A 474-nucleotide genomic window follows, 5' to 3' on the forward strand; every position below is an offset into this window, starting at 1 on the left:
AACACAATGATTCCTACTTACACAAACGTACACTTAAGGTTTAAGTTAAACAACTATCATTATTCATTTGAAGACCTCATGGAGGTAGCCTACAGTTTTACAAAAGAAGGGGTGCCGTATCAACGTGAATTAGGTGTTTTTTTACTAGATTGGTTAGATAATAAAGACTACATTGAGGTGCAAACCTCTGGCTCTACAGGTAAACCTAAAAAGTTGCAAATTAAAAAGCAGGCCATGGTAAACTCTGCCATTGCCACAGGCGATTTTTTTAATTTAACACCTGGAAAGAAGCTATTAAACTGCTTACCTTCAAACTTTATAGCAGGAAAAATGATGATTGTTAGGGCTATTATTTTGGGCTTAGAATTAGATATGGTTGAACCATCGGTAGCACCAAGAATAGACCTTAAAAAAGATTATGATTTTTGTGCCTTTACACCCATGCAGCTTAAAAATTTTGCACAACATTTAAAG

The 474-nt window shown here is 35.0% G+C and carries 1 protein-coding gene; it reads left to right on the forward strand.

Annotation, left to right across the window (positions count from 1 at the left end):
- Positions 1 to 6: 6 nt before the first annotated feature.
- The coding region (locus tag FUA24_RS10875) for an AMP-binding protein (protein WP_148542213.1) at positions 7 to 474 on the forward strand (468 nt) is incomplete at its 3' end.

Source organism: Seonamhaeicola marinus, from assembly GCF_008085455.1.